1 protein-coding gene is annotated in these 264 nt (G+C 40.5%); it reads left to right on the top strand.

What is annotated here, in order from left to right:
* Positions 1-264: S-adenosylmethionine synthetase N-terminal domain-containing protein (locus tag V6256_RS15335; protein WP_341599120.1), on the top strand; the 264-nt coding region annotated here is incomplete at both ends.

The raw sequence follows: 264 nt of genomic DNA on the forward strand, positions 1-264 counted from the left end.
GGCATGGTAATGGTAGGTGGTGAAATCTCTACTGATGCATGGGGTGATATTGAAGAAATTACACGTAAAAGAGTAAGTGATATTGGTTACACTAGTTCAGAAATGTGTTTTGATGCAGATTCTTGTGCTGTATTAAATGAAGTTGGTAAACAATCGCCAGATATCAACCAAGGTCTTGATCGCTCTGACCCACGTGAGCAAGGTGCTGGTGACCAAGGTATAATGTTTGGCTATGCGACTAATGAAACAGAAGTTTACATGCCA

Origin of the sequence: Psychromonas aquatilis (genome assembly GCF_038155185.1) — a bacterium.
Classification (GTDB): Bacteria; Pseudomonadota; Gammaproteobacteria; order Enterobacterales; family Psychromonadaceae; genus Psychromonas; species Psychromonas aquatilis.